The organism is Peterkaempfera griseoplana, assembly GCF_001418575.1.
Classification (GTDB): domain Bacteria; phylum Actinomycetota; class Actinomycetes; order Streptomycetales; family Streptomycetaceae; genus Peterkaempfera; species Peterkaempfera griseoplana.
Window position 1 is genome coordinate 1 of sequence record NZ_LIQR01000652.1, and the last position, 4,493, is coordinate 4,493.

The 4,493-nt window shown below is 74.2% G+C and carries 3 protein-coding genes and 1 pseudogene; 1 reads left to right on the plus strand and 3 read right to left on the minus strand.

Features of this window, described 5'->3' with window-relative positions; translation table 11 throughout:
* Both AOK09_RS34805 and AOK09_RS34810 read right to left on the minus strand, forming a co-directional pair.
* A pseudogene (locus tag AOK09_RS34805) lies at positions 1 to 548 on the minus strand (hypothetical protein); the annotation flags it as partial.
* A 164-nt stretch (positions 549 to 712) separates the two neighbouring features.
* Positions 713 to 1,744, minus strand: coding sequence for a saccharopine dehydrogenase family protein (locus AOK09_RS34810; protein ID WP_055591199.1), 1,032 nt, complete (start codon positions 1,742 to 1,744; stop codon positions 713 to 715).
* Positions 1,745 to 1,855: 111 nt separating this feature from the next.
* Here AOK09_RS34810 and AOK09_RS34815 point away from each other — a divergent pair, with 111 nt between their 5' ends.
* Positions 1,856 to 2,866, plus strand: coding sequence for a helix-turn-helix domain-containing protein (locus AOK09_RS34815; protein WP_055591200.1), 1,011 nt, complete (start codon positions 1,856 to 1,858; stop codon positions 2,864 to 2,866).
* A 133-nt stretch (positions 2,867 to 2,999) separates the two neighbouring features.
* On the opposite strand, the gene AOK09_RS40620 is transcribed toward AOK09_RS34815, so the two are convergent.
* A complete protein-coding gene (locus tag AOK09_RS40620; protein WP_055591201.1) occupies positions 3,000 to 4,118 on the minus strand; it encodes a trypsin-like serine peptidase in 1,119 nt (372 codons plus the stop codon).
* Between the last annotated feature and the right edge of the window lie 375 nt (positions 4,119 to 4,493).

Sequence of the window (4,493 nt, forward strand, 5' to 3'; positions counted from 1 at the left end):
GTCAGATAGTCGGCGGCCTCGGCCAGCGCATGTGCGATGCCGGGGTGCCCGGGTACGCTGCCGGAGTCGGTGAACCGCACCTCGGCGGTCTGCTGCCGCCACTGGTGCCAGTTGCGGCCGACCTCGTCGGCGCCCAGGCGACGCTGCGCCGGGCCCCAGGCCGCGGGGTCGGGCGGGGTCAGCAGCGGGCCCTCGGCGTCGGCGGGGTCGTCCGGGTCGGGGATGCCGGGGGTCTGGACGGCCAGCTCCAGCGGCCAGCCGGCGAGGCTGGCGACCACGGACCGCTCCGGCGGCTCCAGCTCGTACTCCAGCCCGCAGTCCCAGGCGGCGACCGCGCAGGCGACCAGCGCCGCGTCATGGGTGACCAGGGTCCAGCGGGCGCCGTCGGCGTCCTGGCCCAGGACCAGTCCGTACCCGGCCTCCCATGGCTCCAGGTCCAGTGCCTCGCAGGCGGCCGCATAGTCGTCCGCGAGCACGGCCGGGAACTGCGCGGGTGTGAGCAGCAGCCCGGTGAGGACGTAGAACGCGTCCTGGTCGGTGGTGGTCACCACAGGCCTCCTCCTCCGGACCGGGCCCCGGTGGGTCCGGTGCGCGCAGACTAGCCAGGCGTCGGCGCCGCGTCGAGGGGTGCACGGCAAAGGCGGGCGGGCGGAAACGGCCCCCGGGGGCCGCGCCGCTTCGGGAGTCGCCGGCCTCCCGTGCGGTGAGGAGGTCAGGGACGCAGCTCCCAGGACAGGGACGAGGACAGTGCACGGAGGAAGTCGGGTGCGTCGAAGATCTCACCGGCGGAGGCCACACCGGTCGTCCTGGTCCGTCCCGTGAGGATGCGGTCGACCGCCTCCACCACGAGCGGCGCGGTGACCGCGTAGATGTCCCGGCCCCTCGCCACGGCGCGACGTTCACTCCCGCCGGAACGCACAACGACGTCGACGAGGAAGGTCTGGGCGGACCGCCCGCGCTCGTCCGCCGCGGCCGGCACCGGTGTGTCCGGGGCCGACACCTCCCTGGCCGCCTCGGCCGTCATGCAGGTGCGCACTTCGGGAATGGACAGGTGGCTGGGAACGGTGACGACGTCGGCCATCGTGAACTCCGCGATGACGTCCCGGGGACCCATCGGGTCGGGGAAGGGCCACTCCAGCGTCGGCGGGCTGTCGTCCCGGTACTCCAGGCGCCCGTTGGTGTAGCGGACACGCCGGCCGTCCCGCCGCTGCCGGGAGACCGCGCCTGCGGCACGCGTCCCGGGGGTGGGGTGCCAACTGCTCAGGCCGTAGGCGATGTGCGCCTCGTCGGCCGCCGTCCAGTCGCCCATCGCGGCGGTGACCAGCAGGTCGCCGAGGCCGCCGTAGAAGGCCATCGCGGGGACGATCACCGCCCCCGCGGCGCGGGCGCGGTCCCCGAAGTGCGTGAACGTGTCGACGTTGGCCTCGATCTCCGCCGCCACATCCACATACGGGATCCCGGCGCGCAGTGCCGCCTCGATCACGGGGGCGGCCGTCGTGGCGAAGGGCCCGGCACAGTTGATCACCGCCGCCGTGCCGGCCAGCGCGCGGTCGAGCGAGTCCGGGTCGCCGACCGACGCCGGGCGGGCGTCCGGTCCGGATCCGGACGCCGCCATCTCCTTCAGCCTGCCTGCGTCGCGCCCGGAGAGAACCGGCACGAACCCGCGCTCCCGCAGCTGTGCCACCACAAAGCGGCCGGTGTGCCCGTACGCGCCGAACACGGCCACCCTGAGTTCCGATCCCATGGCTCTCCCCCTGCACTCCCACGACCCGCTGCGGTCCGTTGCGGACATCCTGGCGGGGGTCGGCCCTCGCACACTAGTGTCCGGAACGCCATGACCCGTACAGTTCCGGACGTGAACACTGTCGCGCTGGCGGTCACCGACGGGATGCTGCACTTCGAGCTGTCCCTGGCGTACGAGGTCTTCGGGACCGACCTGACCCATCTGGTCGACCCCTGGTACAGCGTCGTCGTCTGCGGGACGGGCGCTGTGCGGGTCGGCCGGTTCCTGCTGGAGCCCGACCACGGCCTCGACCGGCTCCGGGACGCCGACACCGTGATCGTCCCGGGCTGGGCCGATGTCGACGAGGACCCGCCCGCCGACCTGGTCGACGCGGTGCGTGCGGCCCACGAGGCGGGCGCACGCGTGGTCTCGCTCTGCACGGGGGCGTTCGTCCTGGCCGCCGCCGGTCTGCTGGACGGGCGACGCGCGACCACGCACTGGGCGCACACCGGAGCCCTGGCAGTCCGTCACCCTCGGGTGGAGGTGGACCCGGACGTCCTCTACGTGGACAACGGCAGTGTCCTCACCTCGGCCGGCAAGGCCGCCGCCATGGACCTGTGCCTGCACCTCGTCCGCCTCGACCACGGCTCGGCGATCGCCAACACCGTCGCCCGCCGTCTGGTGGTGCCGCCGCACCGCGACGGCGGCCAGGCCCAGTTCGTCACCACCCCGGTACCCGCGCCGGACAACCACCCGCTTGCCGAACTGCTTCCCTGGGTGGTCGAACGGCTGGACCGTCCGCTGACCGTGGAGGACCTGGCCCGCCGGGCGCGGATGAGCTCACGCAACCTGGGCCGGCACTTCAGGTCGGTGACCGGCACCACCCCGCTGCAGTGGCTGCTGACCCAGCGGATCCGCCACGCCCAGGAGTTGCTGGAGACCACCGACGACAGCGTCGAGAGCATCGCCACCGCCACCGGCATGGGCACCGCCACGACGCTGCGCCGGCACTTCAACCGCACGGTCGGTGTGCCTCCCGACACCTACCGCCGCACCTTCCGCGCGCGGACCCTTCCCCTGGGCCCCGCGAAGACCCCCGGCGGCCCGGACGGCAGCGGGCAGCACCGCCGCCGGCATCCCTGAGCCGCGATCAGCAGCGCTGCGGATGTGGCCGGGTGCCGGGTCCCCGCCCGGCCGAGCCGGGTGAAGCGGCGCTCCACGCCGCTTGCGGAGCGGGCGACGGAGCGGGTCCTGCCGGCCCGGTGAAGGGGCCGGGTCAGTGCCGGGAGACCTCGTCGTAGAGATGGATCGCGGCATTGCCGTGGCTGGCGGAGTAGAGCCGGTCGTCGGCCCAGCCGCCCGCGGTGTCGATGTCGCGGTGGCTGTTGGTGCCCACGATGTACCCCCAGCCCCGGTCGGCCTGCAGATCGACGATCCAGGGGCCGCCGCTGCAGCCGTGGCCCATGTCGCACCGCAGTGTCATCAGGTCGTCGGTCGTGCTGACGGCCGAGGTGGGGCCCTCGCAGTACCAGAGGTTCCGGCCGGTGAAGTCGCTGCGCCGGTAGCCGTCGCTGGGGTACCCGAAGTCCACCACCCGGGGGAAGTCGGTGCCGCCGCCGAAGTAGTAGCCCTGGGCACCCAGCCGGTCAGCCAGGTTGCCGCCGTCCTGCTGCGGATAGAAGGCCAGCGCCGCCATGTCGTAGTGCCAGTCGCCGCTCTCCTGCCAGGCCTGCGGCGTGGTGGCGAACCGGAACGTCCAGCGGCCGTGCGGGTCCTGGCCGTTGTCGGCGTCGGGCACGAACATGAAGTCGTCGTAGTACGCGCCGGCGCCGCCACCTGCGGGGTGGACGCAGTGCCCGGCGGTCCACACGGTGTTGCGGTGGGGGCTGTTGATCACGGTGGCGGTGCAGCTGGCGTCGCCCATGGGGGTGGTGAAGTAGAGCTTGCCCGTGGTCCTGGCGGGCATGGTCCCCTGGCTGCCCCAGCGCCGGGCCGCGGGGGCGGACGACGACCGGTGGCCGCCGTCCGGGCCGCCGCCGCCCGGTTGGTGGGGCGCGGTGGGGGAGGCGCCGTCCCCCTTGCGGGGCGGCAGGGGCGCCTCGGAGGCGGCGACCGATGCGGTGGGACCCGGGATGCCGGAGCGGGTGGGCAGCGGGATCGGACGCGCCGCGCGGAGGCGCGCCGCGGTCCAGTAGGCGTCGATCCGGGCGGCCTGGGCCCTGGTGGCGGTGCGCCCCGCCGCGGCCGCGGCGGGGAGGTGGGCGGTGGGGCCCTCGACGGGGCCGCCCCTGGCCTGGGCCGGTGGTGCGAGGAGGCCCGGGAGCAGCAGGGCGGCGACGGCCGCGGCGGCGCGGAGGCGTGCCCGCCGGTGACGTGGGGGTGCGTGTCGGGGCACGTCTCCTCCTCGCACTGTCGAACATCCGTTGGACTGCCGTGCGCTCCCACGGTAGGAACGCCCCCTCGCCGGGGGCGAGCAGACCGGGCCGAACGGGTGACGGTCCCGGTACCCGTCCGGGGGCCGTCACCCGTGCCGGGCGGGCGCGTTGAGCAGGTGGACGGCGGGGTGGCGGATCGTCAGCGACGGTGCTGCGAAGGCGGACTGACGTGCGAACGGCTCTTCCGGGCGGGTGGTGCGACTGGACCTTGCCAGGTGGGCGACGCTAGGTTGGAGCCCGCTTCAATAAGGTTAGCCTTGCCTAAGTCAGCTGTCGCCGCGCCGCAGCGTGAGTACCGCCCTGCCCGCCCGGAACCACCGGAGCCCCTTGATGAC